16 protein-coding genes are annotated in these 22,778 nt (G+C 54.8%); 9 read left to right on the forward strand and 7 right to left on the reverse strand.

The features are described from left to right. Positions 1 to 101: 101 nt before the first annotated feature. Together AC2IAX_RS17775 and AC2IAX_RS17780 are read right to left on the reverse strand one after the other, a co-directional pair. Positions 102 to 1,202 (reverse strand): hypothetical protein, encoded by a 1,101-nt coding sequence (locus tag AC2IAX_RS17775; protein WP_494388634.1) that lies wholly within the window; start codon positions 1,200 to 1,202, stop codon positions 102 to 104. Positions 1,203 to 1,571: 369 nt separating this feature from the next. After that, complete coding sequence (locus AC2IAX_RS17780) at positions 1,572 to 2,339, reverse strand: Crp/Fnr family transcriptional regulator (protein WP_190353727.1); 768 nt, start codon at positions 2,337 to 2,339, stop codon at positions 1,572 to 1,574. Positions 2,340 to 3,745: 1,406 nt separating this feature from the next. On the opposite strand from AC2IAX_RS17780, the gene AC2IAX_RS17785 reads away from it, so the two are divergent. Then, complete coding sequence (locus AC2IAX_RS17785) at positions 3,746 to 3,907, forward strand: hypothetical protein (protein ID WP_190353726.1); 162 nt, start codon at positions 3,746 to 3,748, stop codon at positions 3,905 to 3,907. 332 nt (positions 3,908 to 4,239) lie between these two features. Here AC2IAX_RS17785 and AC2IAX_RS17790 read toward each other — a convergent pair whose 3' ends face one another. Continuing rightward, complete coding sequence (locus AC2IAX_RS17790) at positions 4,240 to 5,028, reverse strand: TerC family protein (RefSeq protein WP_494388635.1); 789 nt, start codon at positions 5,026 to 5,028, stop codon at positions 4,240 to 4,242. A 146-nt stretch (positions 5,029 to 5,174) separates the two neighbouring features. Between AC2IAX_RS17790 and psaM the strand changes: the two genes are divergently transcribed. After that, positions 5,175 to 5,267 carry a photosystem I reaction center subunit XII gene (gene psaM / locus AC2IAX_RS17795; RefSeq protein ID WP_099535010.1) on the forward strand — a complete coding sequence of 31 codons (93 nt, stop codon included), beginning with the start codon at positions 5,175 to 5,177 and terminating at the stop codon, positions 5,265 to 5,267. A 236-nt stretch (positions 5,268 to 5,503) separates the two neighbouring features. Beyond that, positions 5,504 to 6,139, forward strand: a complete 636-nt coding sequence (locus AC2IAX_RS17800) for a hypothetical protein (RefSeq protein WP_494388636.1) — start codon at positions 5,504 to 5,506, stop codon at positions 6,137 to 6,139. Positions 6,140 to 6,243: 104 nt separating this feature from the next. On the opposite strand, the gene AC2IAX_RS17805 is transcribed toward AC2IAX_RS17800, so the two are convergent. Beyond that, positions 6,244 to 6,867 (reverse strand): TetR/AcrR family transcriptional regulator, encoded by a 624-nt coding sequence (locus tag AC2IAX_RS17805; RefSeq protein ID WP_199291392.1) that lies wholly within the window; start codon positions 6,865 to 6,867, stop codon positions 6,244 to 6,246. A gap of 282 nt (positions 6,868 to 7,149) precedes the next feature. Here AC2IAX_RS17805 and AC2IAX_RS17810 point away from each other — a divergent pair, with 282 nt between their 5' ends. The 3 genes from AC2IAX_RS17810 (at position 7,150) to AC2IAX_RS17820 (ending at position 11,208) form a co-directional block, all read left to right on the forward strand. Then, on the forward strand, positions 7,150 to 7,320 hold the full coding sequence (locus AC2IAX_RS17810) for a hypothetical protein (RefSeq protein ID WP_494388637.1): 171 nt from the start codon (positions 7,150 to 7,152) through the stop codon (positions 7,318 to 7,320). A gap of 311 nt (positions 7,321 to 7,631) precedes the next feature. Beyond that, on the forward strand, positions 7,632 to 9,437 hold the full coding sequence (locus AC2IAX_RS17815) for a M16 family metallopeptidase (protein ID WP_494388638.1): 1,806 nt from the start codon (positions 7,632 to 7,634) through the stop codon (positions 9,435 to 9,437). Positions 9,438 to 9,681: 244 nt separating this feature from the next. Beyond that, positions 9,682 to 11,208 (forward strand): M16 family metallopeptidase, encoded by a 1,527-nt coding sequence (locus AC2IAX_RS17820; protein ID WP_494388639.1) that lies wholly within the window; start codon positions 9,682 to 9,684, stop codon positions 11,206 to 11,208. Between the two features lie 258 nt (positions 11,209 to 11,466). Here AC2IAX_RS17820 and AC2IAX_RS17825 read toward each other — a convergent pair whose 3' ends face one another. The 3 genes from AC2IAX_RS17825 to AC2IAX_RS17835 form a co-directional block, all read right to left on the reverse strand. Then, positions 11,467 to 12,288: an HAD family hydrolase gene (locus AC2IAX_RS17825; RefSeq protein ID WP_494388640.1), complete on the reverse strand. Its 822-nt coding sequence runs from the start codon at positions 12,286 to 12,288 to the stop codon at positions 11,467 to 11,469. Between the two features lie 197 nt (positions 12,289 to 12,485). After that, positions 12,486 to 13,316, reverse strand: a complete 831-nt coding sequence (locus AC2IAX_RS17830; protein WP_494388641.1) for an ion transporter — start codon at positions 13,314 to 13,316, stop codon at positions 12,486 to 12,488. Positions 13,317 to 13,320: 4 nt separating this feature from the next. Further along, on the reverse strand, positions 13,321 to 13,749 hold the full coding sequence (locus AC2IAX_RS17835; protein ID WP_494388642.1) for a hypothetical protein: 429 nt from the start codon (positions 13,747 to 13,749) through the stop codon (positions 13,321 to 13,323). Between the two features lie 282 nt (positions 13,750 to 14,031). Between AC2IAX_RS17835 and AC2IAX_RS17840 the strand changes: the two genes are divergently transcribed. The 3 genes from AC2IAX_RS17840 (at position 14,032) to hpsA (ending at position 22,754) form a co-directional block, all read left to right on the forward strand. Then, positions 14,032 to 15,429, forward strand: a complete 1,398-nt coding sequence (locus AC2IAX_RS17840) for a TldD/PmbA family protein (protein WP_494388643.1) — start codon at positions 14,032 to 14,034, stop codon at positions 15,427 to 15,429. A 305-nt stretch (positions 15,430 to 15,734) separates the two neighbouring features. Beyond that, positions 15,735 to 17,087 (forward strand): aminopeptidase P N-terminal domain-containing protein, encoded by a 1,353-nt coding sequence (locus AC2IAX_RS17845; RefSeq protein ID WP_494390435.1) that lies wholly within the window; start codon positions 15,735 to 15,737, stop codon positions 17,085 to 17,087. 480 nt (positions 17,088 to 17,567) lie between these two features. After that, positions 17,568 to 22,754, forward strand: a complete 5,187-nt coding sequence (gene hpsA, locus AC2IAX_RS17850; protein ID WP_494388644.1) for a hormogonium polysaccharide biosynthesis protein HpsA — start codon at positions 17,568 to 17,570, stop codon at positions 22,752 to 22,754. Positions 22,755 to 22,778 lie beyond the last annotated feature (24 nt).

Genomic DNA, 22,778 nt, shown 5'->3' on the forward strand with positions numbered 1-22,778 from the left:
AGGGTGCGATCGAGCGGGCGACAGTGAAACTATCTACCCAAGAAAGTTGACCTGATTCTACCAACTGAATTTCTGAATCTCTTTGCGAGTCGTGGATCAGCCTAGCGCCAGCCAAACCAACGCCACCCGTAGCGCAAGCCCTGTTGAAAGTGGGTCAAGGTGGTGAGCACGGCCAACAGGAGATAAAAACCCCGCACGCCCCAAGTGCAACCCTCCAACAGTTGCTCAATGGATTTGGTTTGCCAGCGCAGCAAGTTGGCCAAGGTGGCTTTTACCTGTCGATCGATGGTGGGAATTTCCCGCATGGCATCCGGGGCCAAGGGCAATTCCGGATAGCGAGCTGAATAGGTATAAAACCCCCAAAGGCCGCTTTGTCCCACCTGCTTGCTCAAAAAGCGCTCAACTTGGACTTTGGCTTGCTCGGGCGTGATCCGCTGATGGTCGGCGGCGCGGTTAATCCAGGCCTGTTGTCGCACGGCCGGAGCAATGGCAAACAGGCCGGGCACAGCCACCGCCAACACGAGTGCGGTGAGTTGTTGGCCCCGAGGGGGCGGCAACACACCGGCCGCAATGCCTGCGCCCATGCCCAGCACGGCAAACACCAACAGATTCAACAGTTCCAAGATTTCCAAGCTGCGGAGGAAATGGCCCACATAGGTCACTTCGTAAATGTTGGTTTCTCCGAGCCAAGCGATGGCCCAGCGAGCTGCCGCCGTGGCCCCGATCGCCAAGGCCAAAATGCTCACCCAGCCGATGACCCGTGGCGTGGATAGGGTGGCATCCGTGGCGGCCACAGTGTGAACAACCGATCGCCCCGAGGGCTGCCCAGAACGTGCCCCTCCGGCCCGGCGCGATCGACTCGAAGGCTGGGTCACCAATGGGCGAGGCGCGATCGTCTCGGCCTCTTGCAAATCAATGCCCATTTGCCAACTGGGAGCCGCCGCCCCGGGTGCATAGCCCTGCACCACCACCCGCCGCACCACGGGCGCAGCCAGCCCCAGCATTCCCCGCCGCACAAAATCCACCAAAAAGTCCTGATCCGGCGGCCCCAACTCGCCCGCCGCCATCACTGTCAGGCAATCCTGAACGAGATCCGTGCGGACTTGTACCCCGGCAGGCTCAAGGGATTGATTCATCAACCGGGCGATCGCCATGGGATCCCCCTGGCGAGCAAGATCAAGAACCGAAGATTGCGCCGTCATAGGCCCTGGTGCAGCAGTACCAAAAAAGAGCAACAGCAATCGTCCTGGCTTGGCATTTTCCCCCTCCCAGCGACGATGCGAACCAAAGTTCTAAGCCGAAAGCGAACTCACGGGAAAGTGATCGGAACCGGACTCTGAATCCATGGTTCAGAATCCGGCTCATTGATTTCCGTTTCCGTCACTTTCAACCAGAACCGTCTCTATTTTGCGTCAGCGGTGTAGGTTTGCCGTAGGCTGCTGCTCCTTCAACCGAGGATCCTTGGAAACGACCAACAATTAAGGCAGTGAATAGGACAGTGATGAGAGCAGCGAAAAATGCCCACATAGCCTCGCCATAGCCCCGCCATAGTCCCGATCGCGTAATCTCGCCTACACGGCCGCAGCCAGGGGCAGAGACTCGGTAATCAGGGTTGCTTTGGGGCTGACATCTCGCAAGGATTTACCCATCACTTCCGCTGGCAGGCAAATCAGACCATCGCCGTGGGTGCTAATCAGGCCGCGCTTCCGCAGTTTCCCCATCAGGCGGGTCACGGTCACTCGCGTTGAGCCGATCGCACTGCCAATTTGGGCATGGGTTAACGTCCAGGGCAAGTAATAGCCATCGTCACAGGTTTGACCAAACTCCTCAATCAGAAGAGTCAGATAGCCCAACAGGCGATCGATCGTGCGGCGTTGGCCCAAGGTGCTCAACCACAGCAGCTTCCGTTGGTGCTGTTGACGGAACGCATCCAGCACTTCACGGCGGAAGTGGGGCCAATTTTCCAAGTCGTTCCAATACATCCACAGCACACTGGTGCGATCCACATGGGCGTAGCTTTGGAGTGCGAAGGGCGACTGGGCAATGATTTCAAAGGGCTGCCCAGGCCCCACAAACCCCAGAAAAGCCTCATCCATTGCGGGATCGAGTCCGTCCTCGTCTTCATCTTGATCCTGAATGGCAGCCGTGGCAGTCATGACCGACGAGCCAACCAGTCGCACCGCACCGCGCTCTACGAGATACAAGAGGCCCGGGCGAGTGGGAATCTTTTCATCTTTGCCGAAAGTGCGGCAGCGGTAGTGATCCTGGGCCCAATCCAGCACACGCTGCCAAGTCAGGAAGGGGCGATCAAATTCGGACTGCGTCAGAGGCGAATACATGACAGGAAACCCAGTGCAAAAGGGACAGCGATCGAAAGTAGATAGCCCAAGGGATCATCCGTAATCATAACCGTGAAAATACGGAGGCCCCATTCCTGAAACAGCTCGTTTACATTGCACCCAAAATCTCATGGGTTCTCGTTTCGGGCTGCTGGTCTCGATCTGGGATGGAGGATGTATCAAAGTTCTATTGCTGCCCAGTATATTCAAAACTCGGGAAAAACTCGGGTAGGTGTCTGCCCAATTTTTTCACAGTTTTCCTGGGCTTGGTCAAACAAGCCACAATCCCTGATCTGGGCGACATGAACTGCTCGATCGGCTGGTTGGGTTTGCTGATTTGACATTGACTTGGCCCATTTGATCTCGATTCATTTCATCGGTTTATATCGATAAGTAGATGTTTTGGGTAATATTTTGAGAAAACTGCCTTAGTCAGTTGCTTCCTTGGATCGATACAACGCGATCGGGGGGCGATCCACAGGATTTGCGCCGATTCAGCCCCAAAATTATGACGCGCGAAAAAATTTCTTAAATGCCCCAACCCTTGATGGGGATGGGTTTCCATGACAAGGACGTGAATTTTTGATGGATTTTGGGTGGCGATGGGGTGACAGATTCAAATTCCTCGGCTATCATTCTGGTGGTGTGTGAGGAGCGAACCAGTAAGAGTGCCGAGACGAAACACGGACAGTCGTCGGCACTCTTTCTGATCAAAGGGTATGTTCAACCCACCAGAGCCGATCGAGATGCAGTCGATCGAGACAAAATTAATCAAGAAAAATCAATAATGCTGATTTTGTCGTCCCAGCCTTCAGCACTTCAAGAGAAAGGCGGTTTACGACAAGGCACTTTGACGACTGATCCATCGTGATTCAGTTTCTGAAGGTTGATTTCCTGCAAATAATTTGCCTGAGCGTACTTTCCTGGGAATCCGTTCCTGAAAACGCTGAACGCCTGAAGGCTTCGGCGATTTTCCGTGGCGATCTTTCAACGGGGCGATCGGCTTAATCAGGCAATTGGTTTAGTGAATTCAATTAGGCAATTGGTCTAGTGATTAGTTGATCTTGACTATTCAATTAGTTGATCCAATTAAGCAATGGGTTGAGGATGTGGAGTTGAGCCACAGAATGAGAAGTCGTCCCGGGCAAAATGACCGCGGCCCCTGGCAACAGGTTAACGATCCCCCGGGGACTTGGTGGGGGTGAGGTTCCGGATCGGAAACCCACACCCGGAGCACAGGAAATGGGGCGATCGGCCCGCACTGTGGGTCATAGAGTCTCGATCGGGGTCTGTCTCAGGCGGGGTTAATTCGTAACGAGGGGTGGACAATTGTAAACTTCGCGTTAGAATTGCGCCAAAATACTTGCTTCAAACCACCACGATCTTCATTTTTCTTCAGTAAACCTATGGCTAGTGCGTCTTCTGTGGTAAGTAAACCGGCGGCGGCAGAGGCAGTGCAGTTGCCCTTCGATGTCAAGCAACAAATTGAGTTCCTGCACCTGCAAGCGGATATCGAGTCCCTGTTGCAACAGTTGCAAGCCCTTTCGCGGCAGCGTCTCGATTCCTAAGGTTCTTTGCTCCGTTAGGTTGGTTATCCGCCTAGTTCAGTCCATCCTGCGATCGCGGCTTTGGTTCGTTCAATACCCAACTGTGGGTCTGCCATGCCTGCTCAATACTTGAGCGATCGCCCTGGAATACTGTGCTGGGCGGTTTATTTTGCAGTTTATTCCTGAGTCTATTTGCACCAATTGGAGTCCACCTCCAAACAGCAAATCCGAAAGATCCGGCGGAGCAGCTCGGAATCCTTCGGATTTTTGGAATGATTTTGGATCTGTTTAGATCTCTATTTGGATCTGTCTAGACCTGCTTGGCTCTATTGGGAATTTCTGATCCAAAAGCCCTATCGCTGGTCGATCGGCTCTGGGGCTGGTTGGTCTTGGGCTTCGGAGGTGGGGTTAGGGGCGATCGACTCTGCGGCAACCGTTTCCGTTTGTACGGACTCCTTACGCACCGAGAATCCCCAAATGAAGGTGATGGCGATGAAGCTGATCGTCATCCAATCGGGCGGAACCCAAAGATCGACCCCCAAGGCTCCCTCGATCGCCTTCAAAAACAGACGCGCACCGACAAACCCAACGGTGACATAGCCGGCGGCCGCTAAGTTTTCATACTCATCCAACCAGCGGATAAACAGCCCGGCCATAAAGCGCAGGGTAATGATTCCTAGGGTTCCCCCCGTCAACACCAGCCAGGTGTGGTCAGAAATGGCGATCGCGGTGGTGACGCTATCCAGGGAAAAGGCCAGGTCAGTGAGCGCAATGGTGGGAACGGCTTGCCAAAGATTTTGGAACCGAAATGCCTTGTGGCCCTCGCCATCGTCGTCATTTTCCCCCGTGAAAAACTTGAAGCTGAGCCACAGGAGATAGAGGGCCCCCACCATTTCAATTTGCCAATAGCGGATCACCCAAGTGGCGAGCAAAATCAGGGCAATGCGCAGAATGAAAGCTGCCACTAGCCCAAAATTTAAGGCCCGGGTGCGTTGTTGGGGATCCTGCAATCCTTGGGCGATCGCCGCGAGGGCGATTGCGTTGTCGGCCGAGAGCACGGCCTCCAACGCCACCAACACCAATAACAACAGCGCGGTGTCAACGCCAAAGCTGGGGTAAAAGTCGAGGAACTGATCGAGCATTTCGGGCCAATGGTCTGATGGCAAATTTTGCAACTCCTACTAGCCTAACGCTGTTATTACGCCTTGTAACGAACCTATTCCTGAATTGAGCCGGGTGGTTGAAAGTAGTGAAGTCAGTCCCTTTAACATCTGGAGTCTTTAGAGCGATGCTTTCGGATACGCAAGTTTACGTCGCCCTAGTTATTGCCATCATCCCCGGCATTCTGGCTTTCCGTCTTTCGACCGAACTGTACAAGTAAGTTCGAGTCCGTTGATCGGCAGTTGATCGGCAGCTAATCGACAGCTCTCGATCATTGAGTTCTTGGTCTTGGGGGGTCGCGATCGCGAACCTATTCAGGATCGGTTGAGCAAACCCCCAGTGGCGATCGCGACCGGGGGTTTATCCTATTTGGCGGCTGATCCCTGGCGATCGAGCCAGCGCGTTACCCTAGAGGCGAAAACCATCAAGAATCGTGAAGCCTGAGGAGTTTGCTGGATGTCTTCGCCACCTCCGAACTCGATCGCCCCGTCCTCGTCCGCAGCGGCTCCCCAATCCCCGATCGCCCCAGAACTCCCCCTTCCCAAAACCTACCGAATTTCAATTTTGATTCGGCTCACCCTGGTTTTGCTGTATGGGGCCCTAACCCTTCCGCTACCCTTTTTGACCCAGGTAAATGGGGCAGCCAACGATCCAAGCATTTCCCCAAGCATTTCACCCTCGATGCTGTGGGTTGGCCTGGCGATCGGGCTGGTGTTGTTGTGGGGAGCCTTGTCTGAGCAAGTGGAGCTAACCACAGAAGGGATCCGCGTCACCTATCCCGTTTGGTTTCGCTGGCTGATTCGTAAGGGTTGGTTTTTGTCCTGGAGCGATATCCAAGCGCTGAAACCCAAAACGACCGGCCAAGGCGGCTTGGTTTACTATTTCCTGAGTCGATCGGGCGAAGGCTATTTGCTGCCCATGCGGGTTGCGGGCTTTTCCCGTTTGGTGAAGCAAGTGCAAGGACAAACGGGCCTGGATATGCGCGATGTCAGGCCCTTGGCGCAACCTTGGATGTATATCGCCCTACTGGGTTGTGCCCTGTTGCTATTGCTATGCGATGTTTGGGTGATTGCCACATTGCACCAGGTCTAGGGGCGCGGCAGGTAAATTTGGCAGGTAAATTTGGCAAAAGTTTTTTACCGTTTAACCGTTGCCCTGCTGAGCTACTACCTGCTGAGCTACTACCTGCTGAGCTACTAGGTGTTGGTTTTGTCGAGCACTCCGTTGAGGAAAATATCAGCAATGCCTTCAGCCATTTCCTGAAGCTCTCGGGGGGAAATATTCGGCTCCATAATCGTCAACTCGCTGAAGCCAGCGATCGCGAACATGCCCAAAAAGACCCGCGCAATGATGCGGGGATTCATGGGGCGATAAATTCCCCGATCGATCGCAGTTTGGAAAAAGGCCTCAGTCACATCCATCATTTTGGCAATCACCTCCACTTGGATGCGATCGCGCAATTCTGGGTGAAATTGAGCTTCCATGAAACAAACCCGCATCATGTCGGCATTTTGCTTCAGGTTGCTCATCCGCTTGCGCATCACTTGCGAGATGGCTCGATAGCTGGCCATTTCGCTGAGTTCCATGAGCAAATCTGTCAGAATTTCGACCCAACCTTGGGTGGCAATTTCCACCAAAATTGATTTTTTGTGGTCAAAATGCCGAAACAGGGTTCCTTCGGCCACGCCAGCCGCCCGGGCCAGGTCGCGGGTGGTGGTGGCATCGTAACCCTGACGGGCAAATAGCTGCTGAGCCGCTTGCAGAATGCGGGTGCGGGTTTCAGTTTCAGAAGGGGATGGGCGGTGAGCGATACGCAGCATGGCTAGGACTCCTTGGACGCAAGCCAGTGGGATTAAGAATGCCAAAAGGGGTGATCGACCATTAGGAAAAAAGACGGGTGAACAACAGGAAGTCAAGAGAAAACGACAAGGGGCAAACCGTTTTGAGGAACTGAGGATGCATTGAGATGAACTGAGCAGTGGGGGCCAATCTCTCGATCGCTCTGCAATGCTGCGGATTGACCTGACCGATCGCCCCTACTCATTGACCTCATCAACATTGACCTCATCAACCCAGGTCAAGAAACTTGTAACGAAACACCCATGCCCACAGACGCTGATCAGTGCGATCGCGCCCACAGGATCGCGCCACAAACGCGCCTACAGGATCACGCCATCAGTTGCACCATAGATGGTGATCGCGCAATGGTGGGAGCAACCGCTTCAGCACCTCAGGGGGCTGGTGGTGGCCGGGCGATCGCGCTTCTCTATTGATCGCTATTGTCAACGGGGCCAGGGGATACTGGGTCTGGGATTAAGGGAACGTTATAAAACTGATCCTTTGCCTACCGAAGTTCATGATTCCGTAAGTTTTGGCTGACGGCTCTGAACTGCCCATGAAATCCGGCGGCTCGACTATGCTGGAAGCTGCTCGCCAGCTTGGGTCACCAGGCTGGTGTTTCGGTCAAGGCAATATTTCTTTAAATTTGCCTGAGGCGGGTGCTGTTTTTCTCCACCCTTAAACGCTCTTTGAACGCGCTCGGCACTGTAATTCTCACTTCAACACATACCCACGATTGGCAGGCATGTTGTCAGGCATAAATCACGGCAAATGGCAGCAGTTAGGGCGATCGGGCGATCGCTTGGCATTGGTGCATCATCTGGGACAAGTCTTACGGGCTAAGGGGTTTGGCCTTGTCCGGGCGATCGGACTGGTGGCCGGTTGGGTGGGCCTCACGGGATCCCTGTGGTTGGGTTCCGGTGCGGTCCCGGTGGCCTGGGCCTTGGACACATCGCCATGGTTCTCTGCGCCATCCCTTGCGACTGTTGCCCCCGATGCTGCTTCTGATGTCATCTCTACTCCCCCCACGACTGAGCCGATGAGCGGCCCGGTGATTAGCAACGTGATCGGCAAAGACGTAACGGCGGCGGGACTGAATGGCCACTCGGCCACAGCCAAGGCCGCGTCGATTAAGCCCTACCTCGATCGGGTGCAACAGCAAATCACTGAATTCACCCTCAAGAACGGGATGAAGTTCATTGTGCTGGAGCGTCACCAGGCTCCGGTAGTGTCCTTCATGACCTATGCCAATGTGGGCGGTGCGGAAGAGCCGGACGGCAAAACAGGCGTGGCCCACTTTCTGGAGCATTTGGCGTTCAAGGGATCCAGCCGGATTGGCACGACGGATTTTGAGTCAGAAAAGGCGATTCTCGATCGAATGGATGCCTTGATGGCCCAATACGAAACGGCCCGCGACCAGGGCAAAACCGCCGAAGCCCAACAACTGCGCCAACAGTTGCTGGCCCTAGAACAGCAGGCTCAACCCTTCGTGAAACAAAACGAATTTGGGCGCTTGGTAGAACAGGCGGGCGGCGTGGGTCTCAATGCCACCACGTCTGCGGATGCCACGCGCTATTTCTACAGTTTTCCAGCCAATAAGCTGGAGTTGTGGATGTCGCTGGAGTCAGAACGCTTCCTGGATCCGGTGTTTCGGGAGTTTTATAAGGAACAGGATGTGATCCTGGAAGAACGCCGGATGCGCACGGACAACTCCCCGATCGGGAAGGCCGTGGAAGTGTTTTTGGAAGCAGCCTTTAAGGTGCATCCTTACCATCGGCCGGTGATTGGCTATGACGAGGACATCCGCAACCTGACTCGGTTGGATGTGCGCCGCTTCTATGAGGCCCATTACCCGCCCAATAACCTGACGGCAGTGGTGGTGGGGGATGTGATGCCGACGGAGGTGAAGCGGCTGGCGGAAATTTATTTTGGCCGATTCCAACGGCGGCCCCTGCCCAATTTGCCAATTCCGGTGGAACCGCGCCAAACGGCAACCCGATCGGTCAATTTGCAGCTTGAATCGCAGCCTTGGTATTTGGAGGGCTATCACGCACCGGCCAAGACGGATCCCGATTATGTGGTCTATGAGGCGATCGCCAGTTTGCTGTCGGATGGGCGCACGTCTCGCCTTTATCAATCGGTGGTGCAGGAGAAGCAATTGGCCCTTTCGATCGCGGGTTTATACGGGTTTCCGGGCGATCGCTACCCAACGCTGATGCTGTTTTATGCCCTGAGCGCACCGGATCATTCTGTGGATGAAATTGCGGTGGAACTGCATCGCCAACTCGATCGCCTGAAAAATGAGCCGGTGAGCGAGGCGGAACTAGAGCGCGTGAAAACCCAAGCCAGAGCCAACCAACTGCGGGCGATCGACTCTAACAGCACCATGGCGGCCCTGCTGGCGGAATATCAAGCCAAAACGGGCAATTGGCGCAATTTGTTTGCGGAGCTAGATCGAATTGGTTCAATTTCGCCGGCCGATGTGCAGCGGGTGGCTCGCAAGACCTTCACCCCTGAAAATCGCACGGTGCTGAAGCTATTGCCCAAATAACCTTTGGGGCGATCGGTTGAGGAGGCTGAATGGCGCAAAAGTGGCCCATTCAGTCACGATTCAGAAGCTTCCAGCCAAAAGTGGCGATTCAAAAAGTGGCGATCTAAAAAGCAGCGATCCAAATGCTGTCGCCCAATAGCCAGCATTCCAACATCCAGGATCCAGAATTCAAGATCCAGAATTCAAGATCCAGAATCGAGAGCAAAACGCAAGGCGCAAGGTTCATTGAGGGTACAGAGTAGCCATGAAGGTTTTTCGTTTGATCGGGGCGCGTCGTTCCCCGCGCCAGTTCGCAGCCCAGCCTCGGCGCGATCGGCGCTGGCGCTGGCTAGCCATTACCCTTTTGGTGGGGTTGTTGGTGTTGGGAGTGCGACAGCCGGCCGTGGCTGATACCCCCAGGCACTACACGGAGTTGCAATTACCGCCGCCGCCGGAGGTGAAGCTGCCGGATTACGATCGCCTCCAATTGACCAACGGCCTGACGGTCTATTTGATGGAAGACCATGAACTACCCTTGGTTGGGGGCCGGGCCATTGTGCGGACGGGATCCCGGTGGGAACCGGAAGACCTGACCGGCTTGGCCGACGTGGTGGGGGATGTGTTGCGATCGGGGGGCACTCAGCAGCACGATGCCGCCACGTTGGATCAGCTTCTGGAAGACCGGGCCGCCTCGATCGAGTCCAGTATTGGTACTGCTTCCGGTAGTGTCAGCTTCAGCGCCCTCAGCGAGGATCTGGAATCGGTCTTCGGCTGGTTTACGGAAGTGCTGCGATCACCCGCCTTTGCCCCGGAAAAAATTGCCCTTGCCAAAACCCAACTGCGGGGGAACATTGCCCGCCGGAACGACGATCCCGACGGCATCGCCAGCCGTGAGTTTGACAAATTGCTCTACGGAGCCAGCAGCCCCTACGCCCGCACGGTGGAATATGCCACGCTCGATCGCATCGATCGCCCGGCCGTGGAGTCGTTCTATCGGCGCTATTTCGTTCCCCAGAACATCATCTTGGGCATTTCCGGGGACTTCGATCGCGCGGCCATGCGCCGCCTGATTGAAGCCCGCCTGGGCGACTGGCAACCGGGCCCCAACCGTGAAAATTCGCTACCCGCCGTGAGCCAAGTGCAGACCGGCGGTGTATTTGTGGTCGATCGGCCCCAGCTCACCCAAAGCTCCGTTGTTCTGGGTCACCTGGGCGGCCTGGTCAGCAACACCGACTACCCCGCCATGGCCGTCCTCAATGATGTGCTGAATGGCTTTGGGGGTCGCCTGTTTAACGAGCTGCGATCGCGCCAGGGCCTTGCTTACTCGGTCTATGGCTACTGGAGTCCGAACTATGACTTTCCTGGCACTTTCCAAGCCGGTGGCCAAACCCGCTCCGAAGGGACTGTGCCCCTCATTCAAGGGTTAAAGGCAGAAATTGCCAAGGTTCGGAGCCAACCGATTAGTAATCAAGAGTTGAATTTCGCCAAGGAATCGGCCCTCAATTCCTTTATTTTCAACTTTGCTGACCCGTCTCAAACCCTCAGCCGATTGATGACCTACGATTACTACGGCTATCCTTCCGATTTCATTTTCCGCTACCAAAAGGCCGTTCAAGCGACCACGATCGAGGATGTGCAACGGGCAGCCCAGACCTATCTAAAACCTGATCAATTGGTGACCTTGGTGGTGGGAAATCAGAAAGCAATTCAGCCACCGCTCAATCAATTGGGACAGCCGGTGACTGCTTTGGATGTCGCAATTCCCGGTGTACCCACTGGCCGCAATTCTTGACCTATTCGGCCGTAGGGGCAAGGGGCTTAAGCCCCTTGTCTGGGCGGATAACTTCGAGTTAACCATGTATCAAGTTTGATCGCTCAAGTTCGATCGCTCAGATTTGGTTTTTCAGAACCTCGTTGCAATCAAAACTTCAGTGTTGCTAAGAGCCATAGAGGCAAGGGGCTTAAGCCCCTTGTCTGAGCGGATCGCTTCGAGTTAACCATGTATCAAGTTTGATTGCTCAAATTGGGTTCTTCAGAACTTCTTCGAGAATTAACGAGCTGAATCGGTTGTGGTTAACCATTGGGAAAACGGTTGGGCAAATTGCTCAAGGCTGAGACAATGAATCCGATCGCTCTGGGCCGCTTGGGCGCGATCGCCCTCAGTGTTATAACCCCAATTGGCCAGGAATAATTCCACCTGATCCAACGCCGGTTCTTGGATGACTTTATTCAGGGTTGGCAACATATCTTCCACAAACCAAATGCGAGACTTTTGCCCAATCCACTGCTTTAAGGTGCTGGCTTTCGGTTGACGGGTTGCTTTCCCAAAGATTGCCAAAGATTGATGATTAACCCCTGCCCGATCGAGCAGTTGCCGCACAAACCGCTCTTCCTTGGTGGTAATAATCACAACCTCTAAAGAGGAATCAGCATTGGCTGAATTGAGCCAAGTTTTTAATTGCTCAATCACGCCAGGAAAAAAGCGATGCAACGCTAACCAGCCGTCTAAATCTTCCCGGATCCACCGATCGCGGTTGCTGTCTAACTGTTGCGACAGTTGGGCTGCTGTTAATTGATCGCGCTGCACGATGGCTTCTGCAATCGATCGCCAATGGGATTGAATGTCCGTGATTGAATGGCCGTCCACCAAGGCCTGAATTAAAACGGGCATTTCCCAACCCGTTTCGATCACGGGCCGAAGTCGATAGAATGATTCCGCTAGCTCTGGGGCGATCGGGTCAGCTAATTGCCACAGTTCCTGATGGGTTTTGCGAGCAATTTCAAAATATTCCAGCAGTCCATCACAGAGCACCCCATCAAAATCCAAAGCTAATAAATCGGGCGGTAGGATAGGTTCAGAATTAGAGATCATAGGTTGATTGGCTTAATGCTAATTGAGGCAAAACCAGTTGAGTTAATCCTAAGAGGATGTCTGAAAAGCCAAAATTGCTACTCTGTACGCCCCAGGGATCGACGGAGACAAGGAACTTGAGCATCTTGCCCCCACAACTATTGGTGTTTGGCATAGGCCAAAAGATACTTTTCAAACATCCTCTAAGAGATCGTGATTTACAAATCAGCAATGTCATCGGCAGAACTGGGCAAAGCCGCTCCACAACGACGGCAATAACTGGCATCTGGGTCATGAAAAATCAGGCCACAGCGATCGCAGGCATTGCGAATTTTATCGTTGGTGTTTACAAAGCTTTTGATCAAATCGCTAATTTGCCAAGGAATGATGGCAATTCCTGACAAGATCATCAAAACAGTCACTAATTTCCCCGCCTTGGAAACCGGAGTAATATCGCCATAGCCCACGGTGGTCATGGTAACCACTGCGAAATAAAAGGCATCTAAGAAATTTTCAATAACAGTGGGATTTTTAGGATGTTCAACTTGATAAATTAGGCCGGAATAGATAAAAACAATCGAAAAAAGAGTAAACAAAATACGGGTGATAATCAGACGATCGTCTGCCGCCAGCCATTGGGGGATGTAGCGGCGATCGAGAAAGCGCACCAGGCGCAACACTCGAAACCACCGCAACAGCCGCAAAAACCGCACATCCCAAAACCCAATCAGTAGCGGCGCGATCGCGATCGCATCAATGATCGCGTAAGGGCTAAAAACATAGCGCCACCTGCGTTCTGCACACCACAATCGCAGGGCGTATTCCACCGCAAACACCCCGGCCAACATTCGGTTTCCTACGGTTAAAACCATCCGCAATTGATCATCAATTGTGAAGGTTTCAATCACGAAGGTCACGGCCGACAACAAAATTGAAACGGCAATGGCCCCGTTGACCCAACGGCTCAGGGGTGTTTCCAGATCATCCAGAATGGCGATCACTCGCTGTTGAACGGGAGTGAGCGATCGCCCTGCTTCTACTGCCGTCATGGGGCTAGTTGGCGGCGGCGGAATCACTATTCCCGCCATTCCCACCACCTTTGGTCAAATCCTCAAGGGTGTTCAAAATCAACCGCTTGGCTTGCAAACGCCATCCCCACTTTTGCACCGTCCAGGCGGCCAAGGTTCCGGCAATCACAAACACAAAGGCGGCCGGCTGTTCCATGGACACACCAATCAGCAACCCAAGACCCGTCACCCCCCAAAAGGGCAGGGCGATCGACTGGCGCTGTTTTTCCACAAACTCCGCTAGTTGTCCCCCTTCGGCCAATTCCGCTTTTAATTGTTCCTTGGCTTGGCGTTGTTCGGTAGCCGAGAGGGTGAGGCCAATTTTGCGGCGCAATTTTTCAACCTTGCGGGCATCGGTGCTGAACTCAGTGAGTTCGTCTTCGGCCATCACAATTAAACGTTCAACGGAATTCATGATCTGGGGTGAAATTTTAGGAGTTGGCAGCCTTGGGAAGCCATGGGAACGGAAAGCCAGCAACAGAACCCAAGCCTAGGATCGACAATAGTGCAACTTGCGTGCAATTGGCGGGCAATTGACTGGCCGCCAGCGGGCAACCAAGCCACCTTTGGGCAAGCTTTGGGCGATCGGGCCCGGTTCCGTCCCGGAAGGCCCCAGCCAAGCCATAATAGAAGCCACTGCCCAAAGTGAGTGCTCGCAAGCGTTCCAGCGAACTTAACCCGCAACCGCAACCGCGTTATGACTGACTGGCTGACTGATGCTCGTAACCGACTGACTGAGGCGATCGCCCGCTACCGCGATCGGGTGGACTTTTTGGCCATCCGCCTCGAAGAATCCCAGGGAACCGATATTCTGCTGCGCGGGGGCCGCCTGGAAACCCTCAGCGAAAGCGTGGCGATCGGGGGGCAAGTGCGGGCTTGCCACAAGGGCGGTTGGGGCTTTGCCAGCTTTAACCGACTGGATACCCTTCTGGAACGATTGGAAGAGGCGATCGCGGCGGCCCATCTGGTGGGGGATGACGAAACCCTGCTGGCTCCGGTCGCGCCGGTTCAAGCCACCTGCACCCTGCCCTTGGCTGGCACGGATCCCCGGCAGGTGTCCTTATCGGATAAAAAGGCCCTCTGCGACCACTATGCAGAAATTTTGCGCGCCGTTGATGGTCGAATCGCTACCACCATGGTGCGCTATGGCGATAGCACCCAACGCACCCTGCTGGCCACCTCCGAAGGTACGCTGTTGGAGCAATCCTGGGTGGATATGGAAATGCGGTTTGCAGCCACGGCCCGCAACGGCGAAACGGTACAAACGGGCCGGGAAACCACCGGCTCCCGCAACGGCTATGAAGACCTGACTCAGTTAGATGACCAGGTACGCGGGGCGGCCCGGCGGGCGGTGGATGCCCTGTCGCTGCCTTCGGTGAAGGCCGGAACCTATCAAGTGGTGATTGACCCGATCTTGACGGGATTGTTTGTGCATGAGGCGTTTGGGCATTTGTCGGAAGCCGATATGGCCTACGAAAATCCCGATTTGCTAGAAACCATGAGCCTGGGTCGCCGCTTTGGCCCCGAAAATCTGCAAATTTTTGATGGTGCAGCACCTGCGGGCCATCGGGGTAGCTATGCCTACGATGACGAAGGCACACCGGCCAGCACCACCCAACTGATCACCAACGGCGTTTTGACTGGGCGGCTGCATTCCCGGGAAACGGCAGGCCGACTGGAGGAACAGCCGACGGGCAATGCCCGTTGCTTGAACTATCACTACGCCCCGATCGTCCGAATGACCAACACTTGGATCGAACGTGGCGAAATTCCGGCCGCTGACTTGATTGCCGGGATCGAAGAGGGGGTTTATGCGCGCAACTGGCTGGGCGGCATGACCAACGGCGAGATGTTCACCTTCACGGCGGGCGAGGCTTGGATGGTGCGCAATGGTGAACTGGCTGAGCCGGTGCGGGATGTCACGCTGTCGGGTAATGCCTTCAAGACCCTGGCGGATATTGAGGCGATCGGGGACGACTTCTATTGGGATGAGTCCGGCGGTTGCGGCAAGGGTGGCCAAAGCGGCCTACCGGTTGGTTGCGGCGGCCCCAGCTTGCGGATCCGCAATGTGGTGGTGGGTGGTGAAGCGGCCTAGGGGCTGTCGTTGTTTCCTAGGCGTAGGCTGAAGCGGCTGATTTTCCATGCCTCGATCATCGTGGACAAGGGGCTTCAGCCCCTTGCTACTCACGATCTCTCAACGGCAACATCAGGATTTTGGGTGATTTGGCGACGGTTCCAAGGCCTTTGGGTTGTCAAAACGGCTCTCCAAACCTGATTGAACGTTTTAGATTTGTCGTGCCATCACTGTCTATCAGTTTTGGCTTGAGTTAGGAATAGCTAAGGATGCAATCGCCGATGGTCGCCACAGCAAGGGTTAGTAGCGGATCTCCCACGGGTTACATGGCTCCCGGTTGGGCGGAGGAATATCGATCGCGCCGGGCCCGGCTGCTGGAAAAAATTGGCTCCGGGGTAGCCATTTTCCGCAGTGCGCCCCATGCGGTGATGCACAACGATGTGGAATACAACTACCGCCAGGACAGCGATTTTTATTACGTGACTGGGTTTGACGAACCAGCGGCCGTGGCAGTGCTGGCTCCTAACCATGAGGAACATCAGTTCATCTTGTTTGTGCGCCCTAAGGATCGACTGGCGGAAACTTGGTCGGGGCGGCGGTTGGGGGTGGAAGCGGCTAAAGAGGCGATCGGGGCAGACGTGGTTTACCCGATCGAAGAGTTAACGGCCAAGCTGCCGCAATACCTGCAAACGGGCGATCGCATCTTCTATAGCCTTGGCCATGATCCCCACTTCGATGCGCAGATTCTGGATCTGTGGAAACAGCAGCGACGGAGCTATTTCCGCAAAGGGCGCGGCCCCGTAGCCCTCGAAGACCCGATTGGCCGCCTGCACCAACTGCGCAACATTAAATCCCCGTTGGAATTGGCGGCCATGCGCCAAGCGGCCGACATCGCCGCCGAGGCCCACCAGCGGGCCATGGAGATGGCGCGGCCTGGCTGCTGGGAATATGAAGTGCAAGCGGAACTCGATCGCCTCTGTCGATCGCGCGGTGGCTGGGGGCCGGCTTACCCGGCGATCGTCGCCACCGGGGAAAACGCCTGCATCCTGCATTACGTGGAAAACAACTGCCAACTGCAAGCTGGTGACCTATTGCTGATTGATGCCGGTTGCGCCTACGGCTACTACAACAGCGACATCACCCGCACCTTCCCGGTAAATGGCCGATTCAGCCCCGAGCAACAGGCCCTCTACGAGCTAGTGTTGGCGGCCCAGATGGCGGCGATCGAAGCCGTCAAACCCGGCGATCCCTATAGCAACGTGCATGATGTGGCCCTGAAAGTCCTAGTCGAAGGACTCTTGGACTTGGGGTTGATGGTCGGTAGCGTCGAGCAAATCATCGAAAAAGAACTCTATCGCCCCTTCTATCCCCACCGCACCAGCCATTGGTTAGGCTTGGATGTGCATGATGTAGGGGTCTATACCTATGGCGATGATCCCTGCTATCTCCAGCCGGGTCAGGTGCTGACAGTAGAACCGGGTCTCTACATCGCCCCCGATATCGAACCGAAGCAGCCCGGCGAGGAAGACGATTGGCCCGCTCAACCGGAAGTGCCAGAACAGTGGCGTGGGATTGGGATTCGGATTGAGGATGATGTGTTGGTTACTGAGGGTGGCCATGACGTGCTGACGGCCGCTGTGCCTAAGCAGGTGGCTGACCTGGCTTGGAGCAATGGCTAGAGGTTGAGCCAAGAGGGTTGAACAGGCGGGCTGATGTTTGCGGCGAGGTAATTAGCCCGCCTGTTCGGGAGGATGTCAAGTCCTAAAATGTAAAGAATTAAAAAAAACTTCTGATTTCCCGATCGATCCAGAATGGCGGATGGGTAAGTTTGGGCTAAGTGCTTAGATCTTCCCTCAAGCCCTAGGCGATGCTCCGGTTTGGTTGCTCCCCTGAAGCGCGACACTTCAAGGCTGCAAGCCGATAATTTTTGGGCGGTTCAAGCACAGCCACCTGGCGTGGTTGGGATGGAACCGATTCGGAGCGCCGCCGGTCTAGGGACAGTGAGTCATGTTGGGGTAGCGACGAGAAACCGTTCTGAGATTGACGGTCACTCTCCAACGCCCCGCCCTTTGCTGTAATGGGTGTGTTTCGGGTCAGTTTTTCAAGAACTCTCAGGCCAAGTTGGTAGAGCCAATATGATGATCCTGCGGCGGCTAGTTTTGGCTATTTCGTTCCAATTGGGACGAACGATCGCACAGTTCCAGCGACTGTTGCATCGTCGAGGGCGATCGGGCGATCGACCCCAAATTCTGGCTTCTAATCCCTATTGGCGACGGCTGCGATCGCAAGCGGGTTTCGTGTTGCCAACCACCGCCTTGTTGCTGGTGGTGGTGGCCCTCACGATTACTGCCCTGTCGTTGCGCACCCTCAACCGCACAGATCAAGTCGCCGCCGATCGGGCCCAAAAGGTGATCTACAACGCCGCCACCCCCGCAATCGATCGCGCCAAAGCCAAACTTGAAAAACTTTTTACCCAAGACCCTCGCCTAACATCCAACGGTGCACCCTCCGAGAAGTATTTGCTCAGTATGTTGCTGAACAAAAACTTAACCGGTAGCAGCTCATTCGATGAAGTATTTAACCCCGCCCGTAACCAGTCCTACACCTTTCCCGGTGAGCAACAAATTGACATGAACGGGGACGGACAACCGGATCCAGCTTGGAAATTTCCAGTCGATACGAATGGGGACGGGCAAGAAGATGCAGACGTTGCATATTCTCTAATCTTCAATACGCCGTCTCCCAACGCTTCCGGAAAGCTAGAGTTCAACATGAGCAAGGCGGCCCTGCAAGAGCGGGTCGCAGCGCTGCGAACTCGCACGGGGCCTTTGATTCAACAGGAATCTGATGAGAGTCCTTGTAACCTCGCGGGCCGTCTGAGTGCTGAAATTTTGCCTCCCATTGAAGCGGGCTGGTATCAAGACCAAAAGAAAACATCTACCCTTCGTAAGAACTTCCAGGTGGATGCCGTTGTAATTCCAAAGCGCGATACTGCTCGGTCAGGGGCTGGAACCAACACCATTGCGACCCTTGAATTCCAGCAAGACCGGATTGTGGAAAAAGGCAATAAATGGGGAGCTTGGTTCCGTAATGATCTAGAGCTATTCTCCGGTGCTGCCTTCAACTGGAATGGTGCGATGCACACGGAAGGCTCGATGTTTTTGGCTGGGGCTAACAACCCCACGCGCCTATTCTGGGTGAGCGCTCCTTCATCTTGCCTCTACCAGGATCCCGAAGCATCCAGTATCAGTGCCTCGCCGGAAAACCCTGAAGGCAATGCCTCAGCGGAAACCTGCAAAAGCTACACGAGTGAGGGAATTTGCAAAAACTTCAAAGGTGATCTAATTTCCAGTGCCGTTTCGGGGCCCCGCAGCAACTTTGGCGGTAATCCAAGGGTCTCGATCGACTATCGAGAAACCAGCGGCCGCGTGACCCCAGGCAATCTCAATTTCACGACCGAAACGGATTCCGTGAACTTTGGAGGGAAGGCGATCGATCTTGCCTTAGACCCACTCTTGCTCTACACCCAAGATGCCAGTGTTCGGCGCAAATCGGGTAAGGTACGCGCTGACGGCTGGAATACGGTTGAGGGAGCGGAATATTCAACCAGATTCAGCGGCCAGGCTGTTCCTAAACCTTACCTAGACGACTTCTATCGAGCTGACAATCGCTATGGCCCTCGGCCAACCTACGGTCGAACCTCAGAATTGAGGATGCCCAGCACGAAGAAGGTGGGTGACAATATCACCAGCGACGAACGCTTAACCCGCAACACCAATACGGAGCAACCGGCAGAAGTGGGAGCGGATGGCTACTGGGAGCGCCGCGCCATCAACGAAGGGACTCGAATTATTACCGGTCAGCGCCTAGAGTTGGAAAATCCTCTGGAAAATCCCCTGGGCTATCCCTCTCAAGCGGATGAATTTGACGCAACAACGCCGCTTCAGGCCTTACAGCGTCGTAGCTATAAAGATAACCCGGCCGCCGTTCAAGGCACGTTGCTTTTTCACAAGGGTGTTGGGCAAGGGGTAAAGCCGGTGGCTGCCTTGGCGAGTACTGTTCACCCGGGGACTCCCGACACCCTGAAACAGTCGGCAACCTTTGAGAAACTCCCTGTTACGGCCGGTGTCAAAACCAAATCGGAATGGACAGCCTTTGGGGAGCGCTTTGGAGACGAATCGGAGGAACTTGCGATCGACTTTTTCCATGGCCGCGGCACGAACGGTTGGGAAATGGATGTGGATCGACTCAATGAGTTGGTCAGCGTTAGCACTGGCCCCACCAGCACACCGGTCAACTTGAACGCGACCTTGCGGAAAGCTTTGGAAAACCTGGCAACCTTCGCAGGGGACAAAGATGGTGCATTTCCCGCCAAGCAGGAAGCGGGCAAAACTCACCCGCTACCGCAGTTGGTGAAGTGGGGCGACTTTAGTAATTTGCGTCGGGCCCTCTATGACACCAACAACAGTCCGGCTGATGCGACCACCCAGCAGACTGCGGCCCTGAGCACTGGCATGTTGGCTTACAACATTGCCTATTTGGATGCGATCGACTACAGCGATCCGGACTTCCAAACCACTGTGCTCGATAAGCTGGCGGAAGCCCTCGGCAAAATTGGGGACAACGATCCAGCCTGGAATAAAAAGGAAGACCCCTCCCGTGCGGAGTGGCTCTCGGGGGCCCGCACCGACAGCGCCAATGACCGCAAGTTGGGACGAGTTGACATTTTTCGCCCCGGAGACACCACGGGTCCCTTCTCTGTGCGGGTTTATCCAGGAAACTCTGGGCTGCGCAGTCCCTCTGATTTCAATAGCCGTGATCAAGAGGGTGCAGATTTTGTGGAAGTGCAGTTGGCCAGCCTCAAAACTCAGGGCGGTCAACCCCTGGCTAGTCCGCCCCTGCTGAAGCGGATTCCGGCTGCGGATCCAGCCCTGAAGCCTGGTGAGAATCCGTTTGCAGCAACCACCGCTTCTACGGATGAAGTTACGCCATTGGTGCCCCCGGAGGCCTACGTTGCGGCCCTGGCAGATAAGAGCACCAGCGGGGCGGCCCTCAACCGTTTGGACAGCGACCCACTGAAACCCACTGAGTTGCAACAATGGGCCAGGTTAATTGCACTCCGAGAGCAAATTCAGCGCGATCGTACCTTTGGCTTTGCCACCCACTTCGGCCGGGTCAAAAACACCGCTGGCAGCATCCCTGCGGAAACCGCCAAACATCACTACAGCTACACCGTCCAAAATGACCTGACCCCCACACCGCCTTCCGGATCATTAACCGTTGGCTATGCTTTTGGCGGCCGGGTGTATGAGCAAGCCAAAACCTATGAATTTGGTTGCGACTTCAGCAAGACCACGGGGAATAACTACTTTGGCTACGGAGTTCCTGGAACTGTTGCGGAAGAGAAGCGGTTTCTGCACTTGGCAGGGACCCTCTGCCCCGTAGAACCCGAATATCCTGCACTGTACTACCTGTTTCCGCGGCCCCTGTCTGAAGACTTCACCGTCCATGACGCGGATGGAGACAAGACGCTGATCCCCGACTTGGAAGTGGGCACCGCTACCCTGTCTGTGGAGGTGGATCATGCCCAACCCAAGGCTACGGATCCGTTCTATGCGCCTTACGACAAGCTGTATTTCGATCCCTATCTGACGGTTGCTCAGGGTAATTTCCAGGTGCTGAGTGATAAGGATCTGGAGTCAATCATCATCAAGCCTCGGAAAGTGGCTGATTGGCTGTTACCCGTGGATGACAACCTCACGCCAACGGGTAGTTGTACCAATTCAGCTCCTAACTGCTCCCAGATGTTGTTTGTGGCAGTGGACAACGATGGGGCCAAAGCGGACAAGGCGATCGAGTATCACCGGGTTGCTTTCAAGGATGCAGCCTTGATGGACGGGCGAGAGCGCCTCGTGGAGCGGGTGCTAGATATCGATATCGATATGCTTCGGCAAAAAACCTACGCCCCATCTGCCTTGGGAGATCTGTGGTTGACCTTTGGCAACCTGAAGAAGAACGAAGTTGGCGGTATTGTCTATGCATTCCGGGAGGACAATACCCGGGAAGACGCGATCGAGCGATCGCCCTCTACCACCTGGTCGAGCTATAACCTAGACACCGAAAGTGCTCGTATGAGCATTGGTCGTGGCAATCCCTTAGGGCAAGATCCGCCGATCAGCGATGTAACTGGCATTAGTCCTAAACCCGTGGACTACTACGCCGATCCCGATCGACGACCCCATGGGTTCCGATTGATCAACGGTGCTTTAGTAAGGCGCGAAGGTGGCGGGGACGAGAAATCTAACATTGCCGGAATGTCCTTCATCACAGACAACCCTTTGTTTGTGAAAGGTGACTTCAACCTGCACCGAGTAGGCGGTGTCATGGTTGAAGAATTCAAGACCCTCTTGAATCGAGACAACTACGGCAACTTCTACTCCCGTGGTAGTCGCAGTCCTCAGGATGATCTCAATACTCAATTTGCACGCCTTGGGGTAGATACATGGCGACCTGTGGAATTGCTAGCAGACTCGATCACGTTGGTCTCTGGTAACTTCTGTGATGGCAGTGTTCGAGATACCTTCCTCAATGCTTCACCCAAACTAGCAGACTGGTATGGCTGCCAGCGGGTTGGCTCGCTTTCTTCCCCCACCACTTCGTTCTATGCCCAAAACCGTCCCCTAGAAATGTCTGATCAGGAACGGGATTTGGTGCTGGATTGGTGGCACGAAAACCGGTTTGACTTCACCAGCTCTGTGGCAGTGGATTACACTGGCAAGCCCCTACAGCGGATCAATGAAGACGCGGCCCGTCCAGAGTTTGGGAGACCCAATCCCTACACCGGTAACTACCAAACAGTTCCCTTGGGCCAACGCTATGGCCGTGGTGCGAATGGTGTGCTACCCGGTGCGAGCACAACCGAGGCAAACGCCATCTTTATCAGCGGCATTGGTTCCAGTCGTGAGAACCAGAGCTATGGCGGTTTCCACAACTTCCTCCCCATGCTGGAAAACTGGGGCGGTAGTAGCTCCAGCCAGTCTCAAACCATTTCGGGAGCCTTCTTGCAGCTAAACTTCCGCACGTCCTCAACGGGCCCCTATGAGCACGATGCTTGGGAAATCAATCAGCGTCCAGTTGGTGGTCAGGATGATATTCCCTACTACCAGACCCCAAGACGACTCTGGGGTTACGACGTGGGATTGCAATATGCCCCAGTGGGCCCCATTTCCAGTCGCTTTATTACGATCGGGAATACGCGCAGTGAGTTCTACAACGAACCGGAAGCCGGTGATCCTTACATCTGTGCTTTACGACGTTCCATTGAGACCACCCCTGATGGTTGCTGATAATCTGTCCCGATGAACTTGCGA

The organism is Limnothrix sp. HT2024 (assembly GCF_059138625.1).